Here is a 22,225-nt window from a genome sequence, read left to right as displayed (position 1 = left end):
ACCGATGAACGCCCCCACGGCGCTTGCATTCGGGGTGCTCGCGCTCCTCCTGACGGGTCCCGTGCCGGCGCTGCTGAGCCGTGCGCAGTGGCCGTTCCGCTCGCCCCGCGCCGCCCTGGTCCTCTGGCAGGCGATCGCGTTGGCCGCGGTGCTGTCGGCATTCAGTTCCGGACTGGCGATCGCCAGCCGCCTCCTCGTTCCCGGCCGGGACGGCCGTCCCACGACGGAGCCGATGGCCGAGATCGACGCGCTCGGGCTGCCGCTGTGGATTCTGTACGTCGTCGTCTTCGGCCTCACGCTGCTGATCGGCGGGAAGCTGATCTTCTCGATCGTGCGGGTGGCCGTGCACACCCGTCGCCGTCGCGCACGGCACCGCATGCTCGTCGACCTGCTCGACCGCGGTGACGTCGACCTCTCGGCGACGCTCAAGCGACTCCCCGACGTCCGTGTCCTCGACGCCGCCGAACCGATCGCATACTGCCTGCCGGGGCTGCGGCAGCGCGTCGTCCTCAGCGAGGGGACGCTGAACTCGCTCAACGACGCCGAGGTCACCGCGATCCTCACCCACGAGCGCTCGCACCTGCGCGCCCGCCACGACCTGGTGCTCGAGGCGTTCACCGCCGTGCACCAGGCGTTCCCGCGGGTGGTCCGGTCCAAGTCGGCTCTCGGGTCGGTGCAGTTGCTCGTCGAACTGCTGGCCGACGACTCCGCCGTCAAGGTCACCGGCCCGGGTCCGCTCGCCCGCGCCCTGGTCACGTGCGCCGGATCCACCGCCCCCCGCGGCGCGATGGCGGTCGGCGGGCCGAGCACCCTGGTTCGGGTCCAGCGTCTCAGCGGCGCCGGCGCGGACGTGCGGGTCGCGGCGGCCGCCTACTTCGCCGCGGCCGCGATCCTGGTGGTCCCGACGATCGCCGTCGCGGTGCCGTGGCTGGTGGAGCTGAGCCGCCTGTTCTCGCCGGCGCAGCCCTGATCGCCGTCAGTTAGGCGGGTCACACCGCCTCGTCCGGGCCGTCGGCACGAGGCGGGATCGCGTACACTCGACGACGGCCCGCTGACGGGCCCGATCATTCATGTGAGGCACACAGCCCCATCTCCCCCGCGTAGAGCGCACGGATGGCCAGGTGAATTGTGCCCTGGCTCGTCTCTTCGTGCGGCTGCGTGACAGCCCGCTCCGCGACGTGCCCGACGTCCGGAGAGGTATATCCGCGTGACTTCTGCTGCCCCTGACCCCCTGAACGACGGCGACAACGCCGAGCTCGAGGCGCCGTCCACCGACGCGCCCGAGGCCACGTTCGCCGAAATCGGCCTGCCCGAGCCCGTCGTGGCCGCGCTGGCCCGCAACTCGATCACCGTGCCGTCGCCGATCCAGGCGATGGCGATCCCGGACGCGATCGCCGGCAAGAACATCCTCGGCCGCGCCCAGACCGGCTCGGGCAAGACCCTGGCCTTCGGCCTGCCGATGCTGGCGCGCCTGGCCCGCCACGACGACCGTCCGGCGCCGAAGCGCCCGCGCGCGCTGGTGCTGGTTCCCACCCGTGAGCTGGCGTTCCAGGTGGTCGACTCGCTCACCCCGTACGCCGGCAGCCTCGGGCTGAACGTGCGCGCCGCGGTGGGCGGCACCCCCTTCACGAAGCAGGTCGACCAGCTGCGGCGCGGCGTCGACATCCTCGTCGCCACCCCCGGACGCCTCGGCGACCACCTGCGGCAGAACACGTGCGTGCTCGACGAGATCGAGATGACCGCGCTCGACGAGGCCGACCAGATGGCCGACATGGGCTTCCTGCCCGAGGTCCGGTCACTGCTCGGCGATACCCCCGACGACAGCCAGCGACTGCTGTTCTCGGCGACGCTCGACAACGACGTGCAGGCCCTGGTCCGCGAATTCCTGCCCCAGCACGAGCTGCATTCGACGCAGGACGGCCGCGCGTCGGTCACCACGATGGACCACTACGTGCTTCTCGTCGAACGCGGCCAGAAGGACGCCGTGCTCGCCGAGATCGCGTCCCGCAAGGGCGGCCGGACCATCATGTTCGCGCGCACCAAGCTGGGCACCGAGGGTGTCGTCGAACGCCTGCGGGAGCAGGGTGTCGCGGCCGAGGCCCTGCACGGTGGCAAGGCACAGAACCAGCGCACCCGCGTGCTCGAGCGGTTCAAGAACGGTCGCACCCCGGTGCTGGTGGCGACCGACGTCGCGGCCCGCGGCATCCACGTCGACGGCATCGACCTCGTCGTCCACGTCGATCCGCCGCAGGACCACAAGGACTACCTGCACCGCGCGGGTCGCACCGCCCGCGCCGGCGAGGCCGGCGTGGTCGCCGCGATCGTGCTGCCGAACCAGCGTCGCCAGTTCCGTCGCCTCACCGGCATGGCGGGCGTCGACGCCACCGCAGTCCCGGTCTTCCCCGGCTCCGAGGAGCTGGCCGCGATCACCGGCGCTCAGGCGCCGAGCGGAGAGCCGGTGCGCGAGAGCTACTTCCGCCCCGACCGCGACGGCCGCGGCGACCGTCGTTCGTTCGGCGACCGCGGACCTCGCCGCGAGGGTGGCTTCCGAGGACACTCGAGCAACCGCGACGATCGCGGACCCCGCCGGGACTTCGGCGACCGTGGCCCGCGCCGTGACGGCGACGGCGGCGGTTTCCGGGGCAACCGGGACGACCGTCCGCGCCGCGACTTCGGTGACCGCAACCAGGGTGACCGCAGCTTCGGGGATCGCGGCCCGCGCCGCGACTTCGACGGCCCGCGCCGGGACTTCGGCGATCGGGACAACCGGGCGCCGCGCCGCGACGGTGACGGCGGCGGCTTCCGCGGCAACCGCGACGATCGCGGTCCCCGCCGCGACTTCGCGGACCGCGGCAACCGCTCGTTCGGAGATCGCAACGACCGCGGCGATCGCAGCTTCGGTGATCGCGATCGTGGCCCGCGCCGCGACTTCGGCGACCGCGACAACCGCGGTTCGGGCTACAGCCGCGACGACCGTCCGCGCCGGGACTTCGGTGACCGTCGCAACGACGGCGGCGGCTTCCGCGAGAACCGTGGCGAGCGCAGCTTCGGCGATCGCGATCGTGGACCGCGTCGCGACAACGACCATCGCGCGCCGCGCCGCGACTTCGAGAACCGCGGACCGCGTCGGGACTTCGACAACCGTGGCCCGCGCCGCGACGGCGACGGCCGGGACTTCCGGGGCAACCGGGACGACCGTCCGCGCCGCGACTTCGACAACCGCGACAACCGCGACAGCCGCGGTCCCCGCCGCGACTTCGACAGTCGTCCGCCCCGCCGGGACGGCGACACCCGCGGCGAGCGCAGCTTCGGCGACCGCCGTCAGGGTGGCGCGCAGCCCGAGCAGCGTTCCAACGGGTTCCGCAGCCGCACCGAGCGTCGCAGTTACGACGGCTTCACCGGCCCGAGCCGGGATCGTAACCAGTAGCGAACAACCTGGTCGCTGACAGACATTCGGCCCCGGTCGCCCCATCCAGGGCGGCCGGGGCCGAATGCGTCGCGGATGTCACTTCCCGAACAGCGGGGCCGGTTCGCATTACCGGGGGTCCACGGGGGAAGCTGTAACCATGACCATCGACAGCACCGAGGCTGCCCGCGCCCAGATCGGCGTCACCGGGCTCGCCGTTATGGGATCCAACATCGCCCGCAACTTCGCCCGCCACGGACACACGGTGGCTCTGCACAACCGCAGCATCGCGAAGACCGACGCGCTCCTGGCCGAGCATGGCGACGAGGGCGACTTCGTCCGCACCGAGACCATCGAGGAGTTCGTCGGCGCGCTGCAGAAGCCGCGACGCGTGCTGATCATGGTCAAGGCCGGCGACGCTACTGACGCGGTCATCGAGGAGCTCGCCGACGCGATGGAGCCCGGCGACATCATCATCGACGGCGGCAACGCGCTGTACACCGACACGATCCGCCGCGAGGCGGCGCTGCGCGAGCGCGGACTGCACTTCGTCGGCGCGGGGATCTCCGGCGGCGAGGAGGGCGCGCTCAACGGCCCGTCGATCATGCCGGGCGGCCCCAAGGAGTCGTACAAGGCGCTGGGCCCGCTGCTCGAGTCGATCTCGGCGCACGTCGACGGCACCCCGTGCTGCACGCACATCGGCCCGGACGGCTCCGGCCACTTCGTGAAGATGGTGCACAACGGCATCGAGTACGCCGACATGCAGCTCATCGGCGAGGCGTACAACCTGTTCCGCGACGCGCTCGGCTTCGACGCCGAGAAGATCGCCGACGTGTTCACCGAGTGGAACGGCGGCGACCTCGAGAGCTACCTGGTGGAGATCACCGCGGAGGTGCTGCGGCAGAAGGACGCCAAGACCGGCAAGGCACTGGTGGACGTGATCGTCGACGCCGCCGAGCAGAAGGGCACCGGCCGCTGGACGGTCAAGTCCGCGCTCGACCTGGGTGTGCCGGTCACCGGCATCGCAGAGGCCGTCTTCGCCCGCGCCCTGTCCGGCTCGCGTGAGCAGCGCAAGGCCGCCCGTGACCTGGCGTCGGGTGAGCTGGGTGCCAAGCCGACCGATGTCGAGCAGTTCACCGAGGACATCCGCCGCGCGCTGTACGCGTCGAAGATCGTCGCGTACGCGCAGGGCTTCGACCAGATCCGCGCCGGGAGCGAGGAGTACGGCTGGAATCTCACCCCCGGCGATCTCGCGACCATCTGGCGCGGCGGCTGCATCATCCGTGCCCGCTTCCTGAACCGGATCAAGGAGGCATACGACACCAACCCGGATCTGACGTCGCTGATCGTCGAGCCGTACTTCCGTGAGGCGATCGAGAACGCGATCGACAGCTGGCGTCGGGTCGTCGTCACCGCGACCACGCTCGGCATCCCGGTGCCCGCGTTCGCGTCCTCGCTGTCGTACTACGACGGCCTGCGCGCCGAGCGCCTGCCGGCCGCGCTGACCCAGGGTCAGCGCGACTTCTTCGGCGCCCACACCTACGAGCGCGTCGACATGCCGGGCAAGTTCCACACCCTCTGGAGCGGTGACCGCTCCGAGGTCGAGGCCTGATCCGGTAACCGGACCGGCGACGGGGGCGGACGCAGCGGCGTCCGCCCCCGTCGTGTGTCACGCCCCGTGGAGCCGGCGGTGCAGCAGGTGCACGTCCTCGACCAGTTCCGGGATCGGGCCCACGACGGTCACGCCCGGCGCGACGTCCTGGATCGGCAGCGGACGGACCGGCGCCGGCGGCACCCCCATCTCGTCCAGCCACGCCACCAGCTGCGCGGTGGAGGCGACGTACACGATCCGGCCCAGTCCCACCCACGCGTGCGCGGCCGCGCACATCGGGCAGTGCTCCCCCGACGTGTACACCGTCGCGCCGGCACGTTCCCCGGCGCTCAGGTTCTCGGCGGCCCAGCGAGCCAGTTCGAACTCGGGATGCCGGGTGCTGTCACCGTCGGCGATGCGGTTGCGGTCCTCCGCGACGGCGGTGCCGTCCGCGGTGGCCAGGACCGACCCGAACGGCTCGTCGCCAGCCGCCAGTGCCTCGGCGGCCAGTTCGACGCAGCGCCGCAGGTGCCGGAACTCGGTCTCGGTCACCGATCGATCGGTGCTCCCGGATTCGGACACGAATACCTCCTCTTTCACTCGTCAGCCATGATTGTCACCCGCGGTAGCCTGTGACTTCACAACCGGAAGGCTCGCCGACCTCATGCCCGACCGTCCCGCTCCCACCTTCGCGCAGCTCGGATTGCCCACCACACTGGTGCATTCCCTCGGCCGTGAGGGCATCTCGGCGCCGTTCCCGATCCAGGCCGCGACGATTCCCGACATTCTCGCCGGACGCGACGTCCTCGGCCGGGGCCCCACCGGGTCCGGCAAGACCCTCGCGTTCGGCCTGCCGCTGCTCGTGCGCCTCAAGGGCGGCGCGAGCCGGCCCTCCCGCCCGCGCGCGGTGGTCCTGGCACCCACCCGCGAACTGGCCGCCCAGATCGAGAAGGCACTCGACGAATCGGCGCTCGCGCTCGGGCTGCGCACGGCGACGATCGTCGGCGGTGTCCCGTTCAAGGGGCAGGCCACCAAGCTCGCGCGCACCGTGGACGTCGTGATCGCGACGCCGGGGCGGCTGGCCGATCACCTGGCGCAGGGCACCGTCACGCTCGACGACGTCCGCGTCACCACCGTCGACGAGGCCGACCACATGGCCGAGCTGGGGTTCCTGCCGCAGGTCACCGAGATCCTGGACCGCACCCCCGCGTCGGCGCAGCGGCTGCTGTTCTCCGCGACCCTCGACGGCGAGGTCGACACGCTCGTCGCGCGCTACCTGCACGACCCCGTCACGCATGCGACCGCTGAGGCCGTCGCCGCCGTCGACTCGATGGAACATCACGTGCTGCACGTGCCGCGAGAGATCAAGTACGACACTGTCGCCCGGATCGCCGCCCGGGCGGGCCGGACGCTGCTGTTCGTCCGCACCAAGGCGGGCGTGGACCGGCTCACCGACGAGTTGCGGGCGGTCGGGATCGCGGCGGGCGGCCTGCACGGCGACAAGCCTCAGGGTCACCGCACCCGGGTGCTCGCCGAGTTCTCCGACGGCACCCTGCCGGTGTTGGTGGCGACCGATGTCGCGGCCCGCGGCATCCACGTCGACGACATCTCGCTCGTCGTGCACGTCGATCCGCCGACCGAGCCGAAGGCGTACCTGCACCGTGCCGGACGCACCGCCCGCGCCGGGGAATCCGGTGTCGTGGTGACGGTGGTGACCGAGGACGAGCGCGGCCCCGCCGCGAAGGTGATGCGCGCCGCCGGGGTGGACGTCGACCCGCTCACCGTCGGCGGCCGCGACCGGCGCTGGGAGACTGTGACCGGCGCACGCGAGCCCAGCGGCATGCCGGTACCGGAGCCGGTGCGCGAGACGGCACCACCGCCGCGCACCGAACAGCCGCGCAGTCCGCGCGGCCGCGGTCCGGGATACCGGGCGCAGGACGCCGGGCGGCGCACACGTTCGGCGGGACCGGGTTCGGGGCACGGAAGGCGCCGGCGCGGAGGACACTGAGCCCATGCCCGGGCTGCCCGTCGCCTCGATCGTGTGCGCGCTGATCGCCGCGTTCCTGTTCGCGTGCGCGTCCGTCGCGCAGCAGCGCGCCGCGTCGGCGGTCCCGGAAGACCAGGCGCTGATCGCGTCGCTGATCCGCAGCCCGCGCTGGTGGGCCGGCCTGCTCGGCGACGGCGGCGGCTACCTCATGCAGGTGGCGGCCCTCGCGCTGGGTTCGGTGCTGGTGGTGCAGCCGCTGCTGGTGACCGCGCTGCTGTTCGCGCTGCCACTGTCGGCGCGCTTCTCCGGCTACCGGTTCACCCGCAGCGCGTGGCTGCTGGCCGGGGCGCTGACCGTGTCGCTCGCGGTGTTCCTCGTCGTCGGCAACCCCACCGCGGGCAATGTCGACGCGCCGTGGAGCGCGTGGGCGATCCCGCTCACCGCGGTGGTCGCCGTCACCGTCGCCGCGACGCTGATCGGGTGGTCGCAGCGGGTCGACGCCGGTTGGCGGGCGCTGCTGCTCGGCGGGGCGAGCGGCGCACTGTACGGCGTCGCGGTGGCGTTCACCAAGTACGTCACCGATCTGTTCGAGCGGGGCCTGCCGGAGGTGCTGGGCGCGTGGCAGACATACGCGCTGCTCGCCGCCGGGATTGTCGGCGTCTACCTGCAGCAGCGCGCCTTCCAGGTGGGGCCGCTGTCGGCGTCGCTGCCGGCGATGACGATCGGCGAACCGGTGATCGCGATCTTCCTCGGGATGACCGTGCTCGACGAGCGACTGCAGGTGTCGGGACCGGCCGTGGCACTCGTCGGCGTCGCGCTCGCGGTGATGGTCTACACCACCATCGCGCTCTCCCGCGACCAGGCCGGGCGGCGCCCGGCGCCGGAACCGGCCGCGGACTGACGGGAATGCCCGGCGACCCCACCGGCGTTCCCCTGGTCGAGAATGAAGTCAATTTTTCAACGACACGCCATGGAGGAATCATGAGCTCGTCCACCCGTACGGGGCAGGTCTTCCGGCTCGGCGGCCCGTGGCCGGGCCTGGATCCGTTCCTGTTCGCCGTCCATCACGTCGACCACTACCCGGCGGGCACCCCGGAGCTGACGCCCGCGGTCGACGTGTCCGACCGTCCGCTGGGTCAGGACTTCGGAAACCCGTCCGGCTGGAACATGTACCACGGCACCACCGTGCCCGGTTTTCCCGCGCACCCGCACCGCGGCTTCGAGACGATCACCGTGGTGCGGCGCGGCTTCGTCGACCACGCGGACTCCACCGGCGCCGGCGCCCGCTACGGCGGCGGCGACGTGCAGTGGGTGACCGCCGGCGGCGGTGTCAGCCACTCGGAGATGTTCCCGCTGTTGAACCAGGACGGAGACAACGACTTCGAGCTGTACCAGATCTGGCTCAACCTGCCGGCCCGCAACAAGTCCGCACCGGCCGAGTTCACGATGCTCTGGAACGAGGACATCCCCGGCGTCGTGGTCGACGGCGGGTTCGGCGCCGCGCGCGTCCGGGTGATCGCCGGCCGCTTCGGGGACCGGGACCCGCTGGCGCCGCCCGCCAACTCGTGGGCGGGCGAGGCGGATTCGGACGTCGCCATCTGGCTGGTGGATCTCGAGCCGGGTGCCGCGATCGAACTCCCCGCGGCGGTCGCCGCGGACGCCCGGCGTGTGCTCTACGTCCACGGCGACGAGGCCCGCGTCGACATCGACGGCACCGCCGTCGACTCCGGCTGGGGCTACGCACCCGACGACAGCGGTGCGCTGGCCCTGCGCGCCGAGACCGTGTCGACGGTGTTGCTGCTGCAGGGCGTGCCGATCGGTGAACCGGTCGCCGCGCAGGGCCCGTTCGTCATGAACACCGAACGCGAGATCGCCATGGCCTACGACGACTACCGGCGCACCCGGTTCGGCGGCTGGCCGTGGCCGACGGAGGCCCCCGTCTACACCCGGCAGACCGGCCGCTTCGCCCGCTACGGCGACGGACGGCTCGACCGCCCGGACTCGGCGGCCGACGACACCGATCCCGCGCTCGCCTGATATCGGGCGTAGCGCCGGTGCGGGCAGTACCCTCGGCGTCGTGGAGTTCCTCGAAGGGCACCGCCCGCCGTACGACCTCACCTACGACGACGTCTTCCTGGTCCCGAACCGGACCGAGGTGGCGTCCCGCTTCGACGTGAACCTGGCGACGTCGGACGGCTCGGGCACCACGATCCCGATCGTGGTCGCGAACATGACCGCCGTCGCCGGTCGCCGGATGGCCGAGACCGTCGCCCGCCGCGGCGGCCTGGTCGTCATCCCGCAGGACGTCCCGGTGGACGCGGTCGCGGAGACCGTCGCATTCGTCAAGAGCCGACACCTGGTCGCCGACACCCCGATCACCCTGGACCCGGAGGACGCGGTCTCCGACGCGATGACGCTGCTGCACAAGCGCGCCCACCGCGCGGCGGTCGTCGTCGAGCACGGACGCCCGGTCGGCGTGCTCACCGAGGCGTCGTGCTCGGACGTCGACCGCTTCACCCGGGTCGGCGCGGTCGCCGTGCGCGACTTCGCGACCGCACCCGCGACCGCCACGCCCCGCGAGGTGTTCGCGCTGCTCGAGTCGCGGCACGATCCGCTGGCGGTCATCGTCGACGACGACGGCCGGCTCGCCGGTGTACTCACCCGCACCGGCGCGATCCGGGCCGGCATCTACACGCCCGCGGTGGACGCACACGGCCGGCTGCGGATCGCGGCCGCGGTCGGCGTCAGCGGCGACATCGCCGCGAAGGCCAAGGCCCTCGCCGACGCCGGCGCCGACGTGCTGGTGCTCGACACCGCGCACGGCCACCAGCAGCGGATGATCGACGCGGTCCGGTCCGTTGCCGCGCTCGGCCTCGGCGTCCCGCTGGTCGCGGGCAACGTCGTGTCCGCGCGGGGCACCCGCGACCTCGTCGACGCCGGGGCCAACATCGTCAAGGTCGGGGTCGGGCCGGGCGCGATGTGCACCACCCGCATGATGACCGGCGTGGGCCGCCCCCAGTTCTCCGCCGTCGCCGAGTGCGCGGCCGCCGCGCGGGAACTCGGCGCGCACGTGTGGGCCGACGGCGGCGTCCGGCATCCGCGTGACGTCGCGCTCGCGCTCGCGGCCGGGGCGTCGAACGTGATGGTCGGGTCCTGGTTCGCGGGCACGTACGAGTCGCCCGGCGAGCTGCGGATCGATCAGGACGGCAACCGGTACAAGGAAAGCTTCGGCATGGCGTCCAAGCGCGCCGTCGCGGCCCGCACCGCCGACGACACCGCGTTCGACCGGGCCCGTAAGGCGCTGTTCGAGGAGGGAATCTCGAGTTCCCGGATGCGCCTCGACCCGGCCCGTCCCGGCGTCGAGGACCTGCTCGACCACATCTGCTCCGGTGTCCGCAGCACGTGCACTTACGCGGGCGCCCGCACGCTCGACGAGCTGCACGACCGGGCCGTCATCGGGGTGCAGTCCGCCGCGGGGTTCGCGGAGGGCCGCCCACTGCCGTCGGGCTGGTGACGGCCACCCGCCGGATGTCCGTTTCATCCCGTTTTGGTGGCGGCCGGTACAGTGGAGGCTCGCCTTCCGGAAATACGCTCGGCGCAATTCCGGTTGGACGAACAGACATGCGCCGCCAGACAGAGAGGACTCCGGTGCCCGAGGCACCCATACACACACCCCCCGACGCACCCCCTGCAGCGACCTCCCCGGGATCGGATTCCGAATCCGCCGGTGCCGAGACCTCGGAGGGTTCCTCTACCGAGCCGGGCGACAAACCCGGCGGCCCCGTAGTCCAGGGTGGGTGGTGCTGACATGAACGTCGCACTGACCGCCCTGAGCCTGGTCGGCTTCGTAGCCCTGACCGCAGGCACCGCCCTCTTCGTGGCGGCAGAATTCTCCCTCACCGCGCTCGAACGCAGCACCGTCGACGCCCACGCGCGCGACGGCGATCGGCGCGCGCGGCAGGTCCAGCGCGCGCACCGCACGCTGTCCTTCCAGCTCTCCGGCGCCCAGCTGGGCATCACGATCACGACGCTGATCACCGGTTACCTCGCGGAACCGGTGCTGGCCCGATTCATCACCCCGATCCTGACCGGCATCGGGCTCTCCGACTCGACGGCCGCCGGCATCTCGCTGGCGTTGGCACTGATCATCGCGACGTCGTTCTCGATGATCTTCGGTGAGCTGGTCCCCAAGAACCTGGCGATCTCCAAGCCGCTGCCCACCGCCCGCGCCACCGCCGGGCTGCAGGCCGGCTTCTCACTGATCTTCAGGTGGGCCATCAACGGCCTCAACGGCACCGCGAACTGGGTGGTCCGCCGCCTCGGCATCGAACCGGCCGAGGAACTGCGCTCGGCCCGGTCCCCGCAGGAACTCGGGTCCCTGGTCTCCACGTCCGCCGCGCGCGGCTCGCTCGACGCGGGCACCGCACTGCTGGTCAACCGGTCGCTGCGGTTCGGCGACCTGAGCGCCGAGGAACTGATGACCCCCCGGGTGAAGATCGAATCGCTCGACACCGACGCGACCGTCACCGACCTGATGGAGGCGGCGTCGCGCACGGGCTTCTCCCGATTCCCGATCGTCGACGGCGATCTCGACAACACGCTCGGCGTCGTGCACATCAAGCACGCGTTCACGGTCCCGGCCGCACGCCGGGCCACCACCCGGCTCGACTCGCTCGCGCAGGTGGTGCCCGTGGTGCCGTCGACCCTCGACGGTGACGCGGTGATGGAACAGGTGCGTGCCGACGGCATGCAGGTCGCGCTCGTCGTCGACGAGTACGGCGGCACCGCCGGCATCGTGACGATGGAGGACCTGATCGAGGAGATCCTCGGCGACGTCCGCGACGAGCACGACGAACCCGAGATCGACGTCCAGCGGGTGGGCCACAGCTGGTCCTGCTCGGGCCTGCTGCGCACCGACGAGATCACCCGGGCCACCGGCTACACCGCCCCCGAGGGCGAGTACGACACGCTCGGCGGCCTGGTCCTCACCTGCCTGGGTCGGATCCCGGTCGAGGGCGACGAGGTGCCCCTGCCCGACGCGAACGGCAACCCGATGGGCCCCGACGGCCGCGGCTGGATCGCCCGGGTGCTGACGATGGACGGCCGCCGCATCGACCGGGTGTTGCTGACCCCGGTCCCGGCGATCGGCGCGACCCGAGAGGAGTCCGGCCGTGGGTGACCTGTTCGGTGTGCTGCTCACCGTCGTGCTGCTGGCGGGTAACGCATTCTTCGTCGGCGCCGAATTCGCGCTCATCACCGCGCGGCGTGACCGGCTCGAGGCGCTGCACGCGCAGGGCAAGAAGCGTGCCGCCACCGTCATCAAGGCGGGCGAGCACCTGTCGCTGATGCTGGCCGGCGCGCAGTTGGGCATCACGATCTGCTCGATCCTGCTCGGCAAGGTCGGCGAGCCGGCGATCGCGCACCTCATCGAGAAGCCGATGGACCTGCTCGGCGTCCCCGACAGCGCACTGCATCCGATCGCGTTCACGATCGCGTTGTCGCTGGTCGTGGTGCTGCACATCCTGCTCGGTGAGATGGTCCCGAAGAACATCGCGATCGCCGGGCCGGAGAAGTCCGCGATGCTGCTGGTTCCGGCCCATCTGGCGTTCATCAAGCTGGCCCGCCCGCTCATCTCGTTCTACAACTTCAGCGCCAACGGCATTCTCAGGCTGCTGCGCGTCGAACCCAAGGACGAGCTGGACGCGACGGTGTCCGCGCTGGAGCTGTCCGAGATGATCGGCGAATCCCACACGGAGGGCCTGATCGACGAGGAGGAGCACCGGCGCCTCACCCAGGCGCTCGAGACCGAGGGCCGCACCGTCGCCGACGTCATGATCCCGTCGGACAAGGTGCGCACCGTGCCGCTCACCGGCGCCGGCACCACACTCGGAGCGGTCGAGCAGGCGGTCATCAAGACCGGCTACTCGCGGTACCCGGTGCGGGACGCCGACGGCTCCCTGGTCGGCTACCTGCACCTGAAGGACGTGCTGGACCGGGTGGCCGACGAGTCCGCGGGGCCCGAGACGGTGATCCCGCGCTCGGACATCCGGCGCCTGCCGCGGATCTCGGTCGCGTTGCCGCTCGACGACGCCCTGGCGGGTCTGCGCCGCGCCAGCTCCCATCTGGGGGCGGTGGTCGACGCGTCCGGCGCGGTGATCGGTATCGTCGCGCTCGAGGATCTGGTCGAGGAGTTCGTCGGCACCGTGCGCGACGGCACCCACCGGATCGACGACGTCGTCCCCGGTCAGAAGGCGAGCTGAGAGTAGTGAATTCGGCAGTCCTGCCGGAAGAGGTGTGGACTGCCCGACGAGACCGCCACCGCGATGCGGTGGCGGCTCTCGTCGGGCCCCACCTGGAGCGCCGCGCGGCCGGGGTCAGCCATCCGGTGCACGACTTCCTGTTCACGTACTACAGCGTCCGGCCGAACCTCCTGCGCCGCTGGCATCCCGGCTTCGGGAACACGCTGGCCGGCACCGCCGCGAAGGACTACCTGAAGTACGCCGGCTACCACGCCACCGCCGACGGCGTCAGCGTCTCCCCCGACGTGCTCGAACGCCGACGCTCGACGGTCGAGTTCGTCGCGGCGCTGCTGTCCGCGACCGCGTCCCGGCGCCCGCACCTGAGCTGCTTCGGCCTGCACGAGTGGGCGATGGTGTACCGCGGCGGCGAGGAGGCGGTGCGGCACTCGCAGGTAGCGCTGCGGCTCGGGCACGCGGGCACCGACGAGGTGGTCGAGTCGATGCAGTTGCGCTGCACGCACTTCGACGCCTTCCGGTTCTTCACCCCGGACGCGGTCCCCCGCAACGAGACACCGCTCTCGCGCGACGAGCAGGTCGCGCGCGAGCAGCCGGGCTGCCTGCACACGGGCATGGACCTGTACAAGTGGGCCACCAAACTCGGCCCGCTCGTCGAATCCGAGTTGGTCATCGACTGTTTCCGCCTGGCAACGCGGGCCCGGGAGCTGGACATGAAGGCCAGCCCCTACGACCTCGCCGACTACGGATACGAACCCGTCCGGATCGAGACCCCACAGGGCCGCGCCGACTACGTACGCGAGCAGGTGGCGCTGTCGGAGCGGGCGGCGGAGCTGCGGGCACTGCTGCTCGAGCGGTGCCGAACCTTGCTGTCCGCCTGATACGCACGGCACCAGGCGATTTCACGATTCGCGCGTCGGCGCGTTAACGTACTCCCCGGTCTGGGGGGACATTTCACGCAAATCTCGCGCGTCACCGCAGCCTGCGGCGCCCGCACGGGACGCCGATGCACACCATCGCCGCGTCCCACGCGGCACCGAATTCAGGGGGAATTCCCATGGCTCGCCATGCTGCGAAGCAGAGCAACTGGGCGCGACGCGCCGTCATCGCCGGCGCACTGCCCATCGCGATCGCCGCCGCATCCACCGGCACCGCCCACGCGCAGGACACCGGATCCGCGAACATCCCGGGGCTGCCCGACATCCCGCAGGTCCAGGTCCCGCCGCTGTGGAACCCGTACGACCTGAGCGTCCAGCCGTACAAGCCGCTCGCGCCGGGCTACGCGCCCGCTCCCGAGCAGCGGATCGCCGACTACAGCAACATGGGCCGGCACTTCGGCGGTCTCACCGGCATCGCCGTGGGCGGATCATTGGCTGCCCTACCGGCCACCGCCATTACAGCCGGGGCTCTCGTCCTCAACCCGGTGATGTTCGGCGCCGCGATCGGTGGGGAGGCCGCCGCCACGATCGTCGGTATGGCCGCCGGCGGCTCCGTGGGCGCCGAACTCGGCCGCCAAGCAGGCGCCGACCTCGCCCATCAGCACAACGCCGAAGGCCGCGTCGGGTCGCTGTCGTAGTCGAACCACTCCCGCGCCCGAAATGACCTCCCGCACACGCGATTGCGCGTGCGGGAGGTCATTTTGCGGGCGGCACTGCCGTCACGGCACGCGGTAGGTCCACTCCGGGTTGGCGAACTTGGTGTCGACCAGCTTGCGCGCGGCGACCAGTTCGTCGTCGGTGTAGGCACTGGTGACGGTGTCGTAGCGGGCGCGGAAGTGCGCGAGGAAGGCGGCGATGATGTCGGCGCGGGCCATGCCGGTCTGTGAGCGCATCGGGTCGACCCGCTTGCCGGAGCTGGTGATGCCCTTGTCGGAGATCTTCTCCCGCCCGATGCGCAGCACGTCGGTCATCTTGTCGGCGTCGATGTCGTAGGCCATCGTCACGTGGTGCACCACCGCGCCGGCAGCGAACCGCTTCTGCGCGGCGCCGGCGATCTTGCCCTGCTCGGAGGCGATGTCGTTGAGCGGCACGTAGCGGGCCTTGATGCCGACGTCGGCGAGGGCGCCCATCACCCACTGGTCCAGGAACTCGTACGAACGCTCGAAGCTCAGCCCGTCGACCAGCGAGGTGGGCACCGACAGCGAGTAGGTGATGCAGTTGCCGGGCTCCATGAACATCGCGCCGCCGCCGGAGATGCGCCGGACGACGCCGATCCCGTGCCGGGCCGCCGCCTCCTCGTCCACCTCGTTGCGCACCGACTGAAACGACCCGAGCACCACGAGCGGCGAATCCCAGTCCCAGAACCGCAGCGTCGGGCGGCGCTCCCCGGTGGCCACCTCGCGGGTGATCACCTCGTCCAGCGCGACGTGCATCGCCGGGTCGAGCACCACTGGTTCGATGACGTCGAAGGTGTGGTCGTGCCAGCTGGTCGCGTGACCGAGCGCGCGGCGAATCGCGATACCGACCGATTCGGGGGTGAAGCCGATCATCGAGACCTCGTCGCCGATCTTCTCCGAGATCGCCCGGCCGAGCTGAGCGGCCTCGGCCGTGGCCGGCATGCCGGTCACCGCGGCCGTGATGTCGTCGAGTGCGTCGTCCGGTTCGAGGAAGAAGTCACCGGACAGCGACACCCGCGACAGGCGCGCGTCCTCCACCTCGACGTCGACGATCACGAGCTTGCCACCGGGAACCTTGTACTCACCACGCACGACGGCAAGCGTATCGGTGGCCGGGACACGGCCGCCGTGCGGGAACCCCCGGCCCCTAGGGTGAGTCCGACGGCGGATCCGCCGAAACCGCAGTACGAGAGGGCAATCGATGACCGGCACGACGAATCATGACGCGGTCGCAGACCTGCAGGCGACGATGTTCGACCTGCTCGGCCACATCGCGGGACTGGAGCGGGACGTGTTCCGGACTATCGGCGCCGGCGATGCCGAGTTCGAGGCCGCGCACCGTGCTGTCGTCGACTTCGCCGAGTTCACGCTGCGTCCGTGGCACAAGGCCGCCGAGGAGTCGTTGTACCCGGCGGCCGCGCCGGTCGTCCGGGCGCAGTTGCTGGTCGAGGGTCTGCTCGGCGAGTGGCAGATGGTCGAGCAGGCGTACTCACGGCTGTTGTGTGTGAGCACCGACCGCGCCCGCGTCGCAGCCGACATCAGTGCCCTGCGCGTGCTGCTGGTGGTGCTGCTGGGCAAGTGCATGGATCTGCTGGTGCCCGCCCTCGCCGAGGACGGCGTCGACCTCGGCGCTGCGGCCGAGCAGCTCACCGCGGCCGCAGCCCAGCAGCAGGGATAGCGCGGTGGCGGCCCGCCGCGTCGCACGCCGCGGGCCGTCACCGTCACTCGATCACTTGCGGGCGAGCGGGCTGTAGAAGACCAGGCCGTTGCCGTTGTTGTCGTAGACCACCGCGCGGCGCTCGTGGGCGTCGTCGTACGGGCCCTTCACGATGGCACCGCCACCCTCCTCGATCGCCTTCGCCGCGGCGTCGACGTCGGCGGTCTTGATGCCGACGACCACCTTGCCAGGGATCGGGTGGTCGACGGCCGTCGCGAGCGCGATCGTCACCGATCCCCCGTCGAGGGCGGCGAAGTGCGCGCCGTCCCGGAACTTCAGCGTCATTCCGAGGGTCCCGGTGTAGAACTCGAGGGCCTCGTCCAGGTTCTCGACCGACAGCATGATCATCTTGGCGTCGTAGTCGCTCACGTGTACCTCCTATACTTGATCAACTTCGCCTCACACGAAACGTCACGGACGACGCCGCGTCAACAGCGACGGCATTCGCGTCGCCCCGACACCACGGGTGAACCGTGCAGCGCGCGGGGTGACGACTCCGCCAGGCGGGGTGTCAGCAGACCGTCCCGGGCCGGGCCGCCGTTGCTCGCAGCAGATCGCGTAGCAGACCGAAGTCGATGGCCTGAGGCCTGCGGAACCGCAGGCACCCCTTGCCCATGTTGTGTCCCGCCAGCTGTTCGGTGAACGCCTCACGCACATCACTGCGCATCAGATAGAACGAGATGTACTGCTTCTGGCTGGCGAAGGCGATCTCCGCGACACCGTCCCGCTCATACGTAGGCATTCCGTATGCCATGACCTCTGTGAAGCCCGTCAGCTCTTGGACACACAGGTGCCGCAGCTCAGCCAGGGCGGCTCTACGTTCATCGGGCACCTCGGCCAGGTAGTCGTCTACATCGTTCGCAGCACTGTGCACCATTCCGAAAAGCTATGTCGCATTCGCGACCTCGAGCAAGATTTCAACCGCTGGTTGCGCTGAAGGCGAACCAGGCAGCGCGAGAGGACGCAGAGCAGACAATTGCCGAACCGCATCGAACGGCTAGATCAGGTCAGCCTGTTCGAGTACGCCGCCCGAGACCCGCTTGGATAACCGCACCGCTCACCGCGTACCCGACGCCGCTCGTCGCGGCGTCGTCGGCAAGCGCACATGCCGTCGCACGGCGACAGTGACCGGCCAGTATCATCTGTGCACGATCGGCCAACTCGCCTTTCATGATCGAGTCTGCATTCGGACGCGCACCGTTCGTCCCACCGCAGTCGGCGCCCACCTCACGCGCCTCAGCTCCTGAAGCTGTATTCGTCGATGCCCTGGCAGCCGCACCGGACTGATCTACTCCGGAAGCTACCGCCGGGTAACATTGTTGTCGTCCCGTTCGGCGTCCCCGCATGTGCCCTGACAGTGGCCGTGGCCCGAGGCGCCGCTGGTACCGGAAAAGTGAGGCAGTTCAATGACTGAACGCGTGCAGGTCGGTGGTCTTCAGGTCGCCAAGGTTCTCTACGACTTCGTGAACGATGAGGCTCTTCCGGGCACCGGCGTCAGCGCCGAGGCTTTCTGGGAGGGTGCGGGCAAGGTCTTCGCCGACCTGGCCCCGAAGAACAAGGCACTCCTCGCCAAGCGTGACGACCTGCAGGCGCAGATCGACACCTGGCATCGCGAGCGTGCGGGCAAGCCGATCGACGCCGCCGAGTACAAGCAGTTCCTGCAGGACATCGGTTACCTGCTCCCCGAGCCGGCTCCGTTCCAGGTCGCGACCGAGAACGTCGACGCCGAGATCGCCACCACCGCCGGGCCCCAGCTGGTGGTCCCGGTCCTCAACGCACGCTTCGCGCTCAACGCGTCCAACGCCCGCTGGGGCTCGCTGTACGACGCGCTGTACGGCACCGACGCGATCTCCGAAGAAGGCGGAGCCGAGAAGGGTACGGGCTACAACAAGGTTCGCGGCGACAAGGTCATCGCGTGGGCCCGCAACTTCCTCGACACCGCTGCACCGCTGGCCAAGGGCTCGCACGCGGAAGCCACCCGCTACTTCGTGTTCGACGACAAGCTGGCCGTCGAACTCGGCGGTGAGGTCGTCACCGGGCTCGCGCAACCGGAGAAGTTCGTCGGCTACCTCGGCGACAAGGACTCCCCGACGTCGGTGCTGCTGCGCAACCACGGCCTGCACATCGAGATCGAGATCGACCCCAGCTCGCCGATCGGCCGCACCGACGGCGCCGGCGTCAAGGACGTCGTGCTCGAGTCCGCGATCACCACGATCATGGACTTCGAGGACTCCGTCGCCGCGGTCGACGCGGACGACAAGGTCGGCGGGTACCGCAACTGGCTGGGCCTCAACCGCGGTGACCTGTCCGAGTCGTTCGCCAAGGGCGGCAAGACCGTCACCCGCACGCTCAACGGCGACCGCACCTACACCACCCCGGACGGTGACGAGCTGTCGCTGCACGGCCGCTCGCTGCTGTTCGTCCGCAACGTCGGTCACCTGATGACCAACCCGGCGATCCTCGACGCCGACGGCAACGAGCTGCCCGAGGGCATCCTCGACGCCCTGATCACCAGCGCGTGCGCGATCCACGGCCTGAGCATCGACGCCGAGCACGGCCCGCTGAACAACTCGCGCACCGGCTCGATCTACATCGTCAAGCCCAAGCAGCACGGCCCCGAGGAGGTCGCGTTCACGACCGAGCTGTTCGGCCGCGTCGAGGAGGTTCTCGGCCTGCCCGCGAACACCCTCAAGGTCGGCATCATGGACGAGGAGCGGCGCACCACCGTCAACCTCGCGGCCTGCATCAAGGAAGCGGACCAGCGGGTGGTGTTCATCAACACCGGCTTCCTCGACCGCACCGGCGACGAGATCCACACCTCGATGGAGGCCGGCGCGATGGTCCGCAAGGCCGACATGAAGAAGCAGACGTGGATCTCGGCGTACGAAGACTGGAACGTCGACACCGGCCTCGCGACGGGACTGCAGGGCAAGGCGCAGATCGGCAAGGGCATGTGGGCCATGACCGACCTGATGGCCGACATGCTCGAACAGAAGATCGGGCACCCCAAGTCGGGCGCCAACACCGCGTGGGTGCCGTCGCCGACGGGCGCGACCCTGCACGCCACCCACTACCACCAGGTGGACGTGTTCGCGGTCCAGGACCAGCTGAAGGGCAAGCCGCGCGCGACGATCGACGAGATCCTCACGATCCCGCTCGCCCCCAGCACCGACTGGTCCGACGCGGAGAAGCAGCAGGAACTCGACAACAACTGCCAGTCGATCCTCGGCTACGTGGTGCGTTGGATCGACGCGGGCGTCGGCTGCTCCAAGGTGCCCGACATCCACGACGTCGCGCTCATGGAGGACCGGGCGACGCTGCGCATCTCGAGCCAGCTGCTGGCCAACTGGATGCGCCACGGCATCGTGTCCGAGGCCGACATCGTCGCGAGCCTCGAGCGGATGGCGCCGGTCGTCGACCGCCAGAACGAGGGTGACGCCACGTATCGCCCGATGGCCCCGAACTTCGACTCCAACATCGCCTTCCAGGCGGCCAAGGAGCTGATCCTCGAGGGCACCAAGCAGCCGAGCGGCTACACCGAGCCGATCCTGCACCGCCGTCGTCGCGAGTACAAGGCCGCCAACGCCTGATCCTCGCGCTGCGCTCCCGGCCCCGGCACCGTCACAGGCGCCGGGGCCGCGTGCGTCGAGATGTCCGTATTCGTCACTAGACTGCGTGGGTCAGGGCCGGTCCGGCGCCGGTCCGACGGGGTAGAAGGCAAGGCGGTTTCCACGTGGGTCAGCATCGCAGTGATCGGCGCGCCCGCGGCGTCAGCAAGGGACCGATCATCGCGTTGGTGTCCGTGATCGTTCTCGCGCTCGGCGTCGTCGGCTGGTTCCAGTTGCGGGACCACGCGAGCAGCGAGGGCACCGCAGCCGCCGGGGCGTGCGTCGAGGGCGACGCCGTCCTGCACGTGACCGCCGACCCCGACATCGCGCCGCAGGTCCGGGAATTCGCGGCCCGCTTCAACGAGACGCACCCGGTCGTGCGGGATCACTGCGTGACGGCGACCGTCACCGACGGCGCGTCCGGGTCGATCGCCGAGGCGCTCGCCGCCGCCCCCCGCGGACCGTGGAACGAGACCCTCGGTCCGGCGCCCGCGCTGTGGATCCCGTCGAGCAGCGCCTCCACCGAACGCCTCTCGACCGTGCCCGGGGTGATCGACGGCCGGCCCAAGCCGATCGCGACCAGCCCGGTGGTGCTCGCGGTCCCGGCCGAACTCGGCCTCGCTCTCGACGCGTCCAGTACCGGATGGCAGAGCCTGCCGACGCTGCAGTCCTCGCCGGATTCGCTGAAGGGACTCGGGCTCACCGGCTGGGGCAGCCTGAAGCTCGCGCTGCCGGCCGACTCCCCCACCGGTCAGGCGCTCGACGCCGTCGCCGCGGCGACCGCAGATGCCGGAACCGGACCGCTCGACGAGGCACAGGCGGCATCACCGGCGGTCACCACAGCGATCTCCGCGCTCGCGACCGGCAACAAGGCCATCGACGGCGCACCCGCATCCGCGGCCGACGCCATCAGCGCGCTCGCGGGTCAGACGAGCCCGTCGGCCGGTTCCTTCCACGCCGTCCCGGCCACCGAGCAGCAGATCTATGCGGCCGGGAACGCGGCGTCCGGTCTCACCGCCTTCGCCCCCGCCGGCGTCACGCCCGTCGCCGACCACCCGGCGGCCATCCTCGCGACGCCGTGGGTGGACGAGACCCTCAGCCGCGCGGCGGCCCAGTTCGTGGACTTCGTGCGCCAACCGGATCAGGCGCAACACCTCGTCGACGCGGGGTTCCGGGTGGACTCCAAGACCCCGCCCGCGACCGACCGCACCCCGATTCCGCCACTCGGGCGGACGCTCGCCCCCGCGACGGGGCCGGCGGCCGCCCGTCTGGCGCAGACGTTCGCCAATCCCGCCGTCCCGCAGGCCACGACGATCCTGCTCGACATCTCCGGTTCCATGGGCAACACCGACGGCACCGCCACCCGGCTGAGCAACACCGTCGACGCCCTGTCCGCGCGGCTCGCGGCGCTGCCGGAATCCTCCGACGTCGGGCTGTGGGTGTACAGCCGCGGCCTCGACGGCACCAAGCCCTACGTGGTGAAGGTCCCGACCGGACCGCTGTCCGACGGTGATCGCCGCCAGCGGATCGCCACCGCGCTGCAGTCGCTGCGCCCGGCCACCGCGACGTCGACCTACGCGTCGGTGATCGCCGCGCACAAGAGCGCGGTCGACGGTTTCATCGACGGGCGACCCAACTCGGTCCTACTCGTCACCGACGGACCCAACGACGACACCTCCACCACGAAACGGCAACTGACGAGCGCCCTGAGCAACTCTCCCCACCCGGTGCGCGTGGATGTGATCTCGATCGGCGAGAACAGTGACCAGTCGACCCTGCAGTCGATGGCCGACCAGAGCGGCGGGACGTTCGTCGCGGTGCCGTCGACACAGGGTCCGGCACTCGGTGATGCGTTCGGACGGGTGCTCGGGTAGCACCGGGCGAGCCCGCCGCGTCGGCGCGATGGGTGACATGGAGGGTGAAGTTTTACCGACAAGTTGCCCAACACTGTCCGTCCCGGCTTGGATCGAATATGCAATTGATTCTTTGACTATCCGAGCATGCGATCGTGACCGACCGTCGCCGCGCGCTCACCGCGTACCTGAGG

Annotated in this window: 18 protein-coding genes; 14 read left to right on the top strand and 4 right to left on the bottom strand. The window is 70.7% G+C overall.

Annotated features, from left to right (window positions below):
* Positions 1–4: 4 nt before the first annotated feature.
* The 3 genes from ABI214_RS01545 (at position 5) to gndA (ending at position 5,018) form a co-directional block, all read left to right on the top strand.
* Positions 5–970 (top strand): M56 family metallopeptidase, encoded by a 966-nt coding sequence (locus ABI214_RS01545; RefSeq protein ID WP_348605461.1) that lies wholly within the window; start codon positions 5–7, stop codon positions 968–970.
* Positions 971–1,231: 261 nt separating this feature from the next.
* Positions 1,232–3,427: a DEAD/DEAH box helicase gene (locus ABI214_RS01540; RefSeq protein WP_348611116.1), complete on the top strand. Its 2,196-nt coding sequence runs from the start codon at positions 1,232–1,234 to the stop codon at positions 3,425–3,427.
* Between the two features lie 139 nt (positions 3,428–3,566).
* Positions 3,567–5,018 (top strand): NADP-dependent phosphogluconate dehydrogenase, encoded by a 1,452-nt coding sequence (gene gndA, locus ABI214_RS01535; protein ID WP_348605459.1) that lies wholly within the window; start codon positions 3,567–3,569, stop codon positions 5,016–5,018.
* Positions 5,019–5,075: 57 nt separating this feature from the next.
* Here the strand turns inward: gndA and ABI214_RS01530 are convergent, their stop codons facing one another.
* Positions 5,076–5,579, bottom strand: coding sequence for a nucleoside deaminase (locus ABI214_RS01530; RefSeq protein ID WP_348605458.1), 504 nt, complete (start codon positions 5,577–5,579; stop codon positions 5,076–5,078).
* Positions 5,580–5,661: 82 nt separating this feature from the next.
* Between ABI214_RS01530 and ABI214_RS01525 the strand changes: the two genes are divergently transcribed.
* From ABI214_RS01525 to ABI214_RS01490, 8 genes are all read left to right on the top strand, one after another.
* The gene (locus ABI214_RS01525; RefSeq protein WP_348605457.1) at positions 5,662–7,005 is read left to right on the top strand and encodes a DEAD/DEAH box helicase; all 1,344 of its coding nucleotides are present in this window, start codon (positions 5,662–5,664) and stop codon (positions 7,003–7,005) included.
* A 4-nt stretch (positions 7,006–7,009) separates the two neighbouring features.
* On the top strand, positions 7,010–7,885 hold the full coding sequence (locus ABI214_RS01520) for a DMT family transporter (protein ID WP_348605456.1): 876 nt from the start codon (positions 7,010–7,012) through the stop codon (positions 7,883–7,885).
* Between the two features lie 80 nt (positions 7,886–7,965).
* Complete coding sequence (locus ABI214_RS01515) at positions 7,966–9,021, top strand: pirin family protein (protein WP_348605455.1); 1,056 nt, start codon at positions 7,966–7,968, stop codon at positions 9,019–9,021.
* A gap of 40 nt (positions 9,022–9,061) precedes the next feature.
* A complete protein-coding gene (locus ABI214_RS01510; protein WP_348605454.1) occupies positions 9,062–10,498 on the top strand; it encodes a GuaB1 family IMP dehydrogenase-related protein in 1,437 nt (478 codons plus the stop codon).
* Between the two features lie 294 nt (positions 10,499–10,792).
* Positions 10,793–12,163 carry a hemolysin family protein gene (locus ABI214_RS01505; RefSeq protein WP_348605453.1) on the top strand — a complete coding sequence of 457 codons (1,371 nt, stop codon included), beginning with the start codon at positions 10,793–10,795 and terminating at the stop codon, positions 12,161–12,163.
* The gene (locus ABI214_RS01500) at positions 12,156–13,244 is read left to right on the top strand and encodes a hemolysin family protein (RefSeq protein ID WP_348605452.1); all 1,089 of its coding nucleotides are present in this window, start codon (positions 12,156–12,158) and stop codon (positions 13,242–13,244) included. Before ABI214_RS01505 ends, ABI214_RS01500 begins: the two co-directional genes overlap by 8 nt.
* 5 nt (positions 13,245–13,249) lie before the next feature.
* A complete protein-coding gene (locus ABI214_RS01495; RefSeq protein WP_348605451.1) occupies positions 13,250–14,119 on the top strand; it encodes a 3-methyladenine DNA glycosylase in 870 nt (289 codons plus the stop codon).
* 176 nt (positions 14,120–14,295) lie between these two features.
* Complete coding sequence (locus tag ABI214_RS01490; RefSeq protein ID WP_348605450.1) at positions 14,296–14,814, top strand: hypothetical protein; 519 nt, start codon at positions 14,296–14,298, stop codon at positions 14,812–14,814.
* An 81-nt stretch (positions 14,815–14,895) separates the two neighbouring features.
* Here the strand turns inward: ABI214_RS01490 and ABI214_RS01485 are convergent, their stop codons facing one another.
* Positions 14,896–15,945 (bottom strand): lipoate--protein ligase family protein, encoded by a 1,050-nt coding sequence (locus tag ABI214_RS01485; RefSeq protein ID WP_348605449.1) that lies wholly within the window; start codon positions 15,943–15,945, stop codon positions 14,896–14,898.
* 109 nt (positions 15,946–16,054) lie between these two features.
* On the opposite strand from ABI214_RS01485, the gene ABI214_RS01480 reads away from it, so the two are divergent.
* Complete coding sequence (locus ABI214_RS01480) at positions 16,055–16,531, top strand: hypothetical protein (RefSeq protein WP_348605448.1); 477 nt, start codon at positions 16,055–16,057, stop codon at positions 16,529–16,531.
* A gap of 51 nt (positions 16,532–16,582) precedes the next feature.
* Here the strand turns inward: ABI214_RS01480 and ABI214_RS01475 are convergent, their stop codons facing one another.
* Together ABI214_RS01475 and ABI214_RS01470 are read right to left on the bottom strand one after the other, a co-directional pair.
* The gene (locus tag ABI214_RS01475) at positions 16,583–16,939 is read right to left on the bottom strand and encodes a VOC family protein (protein ID WP_348605447.1); all 357 of its coding nucleotides are present in this window, start codon (positions 16,937–16,939) and stop codon (positions 16,583–16,585) included.
* A 142-nt stretch (positions 16,940–17,081) separates the two neighbouring features.
* A complete protein-coding gene (locus ABI214_RS01470; protein WP_348605446.1) occupies positions 17,082–17,447 on the bottom strand; it encodes an iron chaperone in 366 nt (121 codons plus the stop codon).
* A 529-nt stretch (positions 17,448–17,976) separates the two neighbouring features.
* Here ABI214_RS01470 and ABI214_RS01465 point away from each other — a divergent pair.
* Entirely contained in the window at positions 17,977–20,160 is a 2,184-nt protein-coding gene (locus ABI214_RS01465) for a malate synthase G (protein WP_348605445.1), read from the top strand.
* A 143-nt stretch (positions 20,161–20,303) separates the two neighbouring features.
* On the top strand, positions 20,304–22,052 hold the full coding sequence (locus ABI214_RS01460; protein ID WP_348605444.1) for a substrate-binding domain-containing protein: 1,749 nt from the start codon (positions 20,304–20,306) through the stop codon (positions 22,050–22,052).
* The last annotated feature ends 173 nt before the right edge of the window (positions 22,053–22,225 follow it).

The organism is Prescottella soli (assembly GCF_040024445.1).
GTDB classification, from domain to species: Bacteria; Actinomycetota; Actinomycetes; order Mycobacteriales; family Mycobacteriaceae; genus Prescottella; species Prescottella soli.
This window is presented reverse-complemented; position numbering and strand designations above follow the sequence as displayed.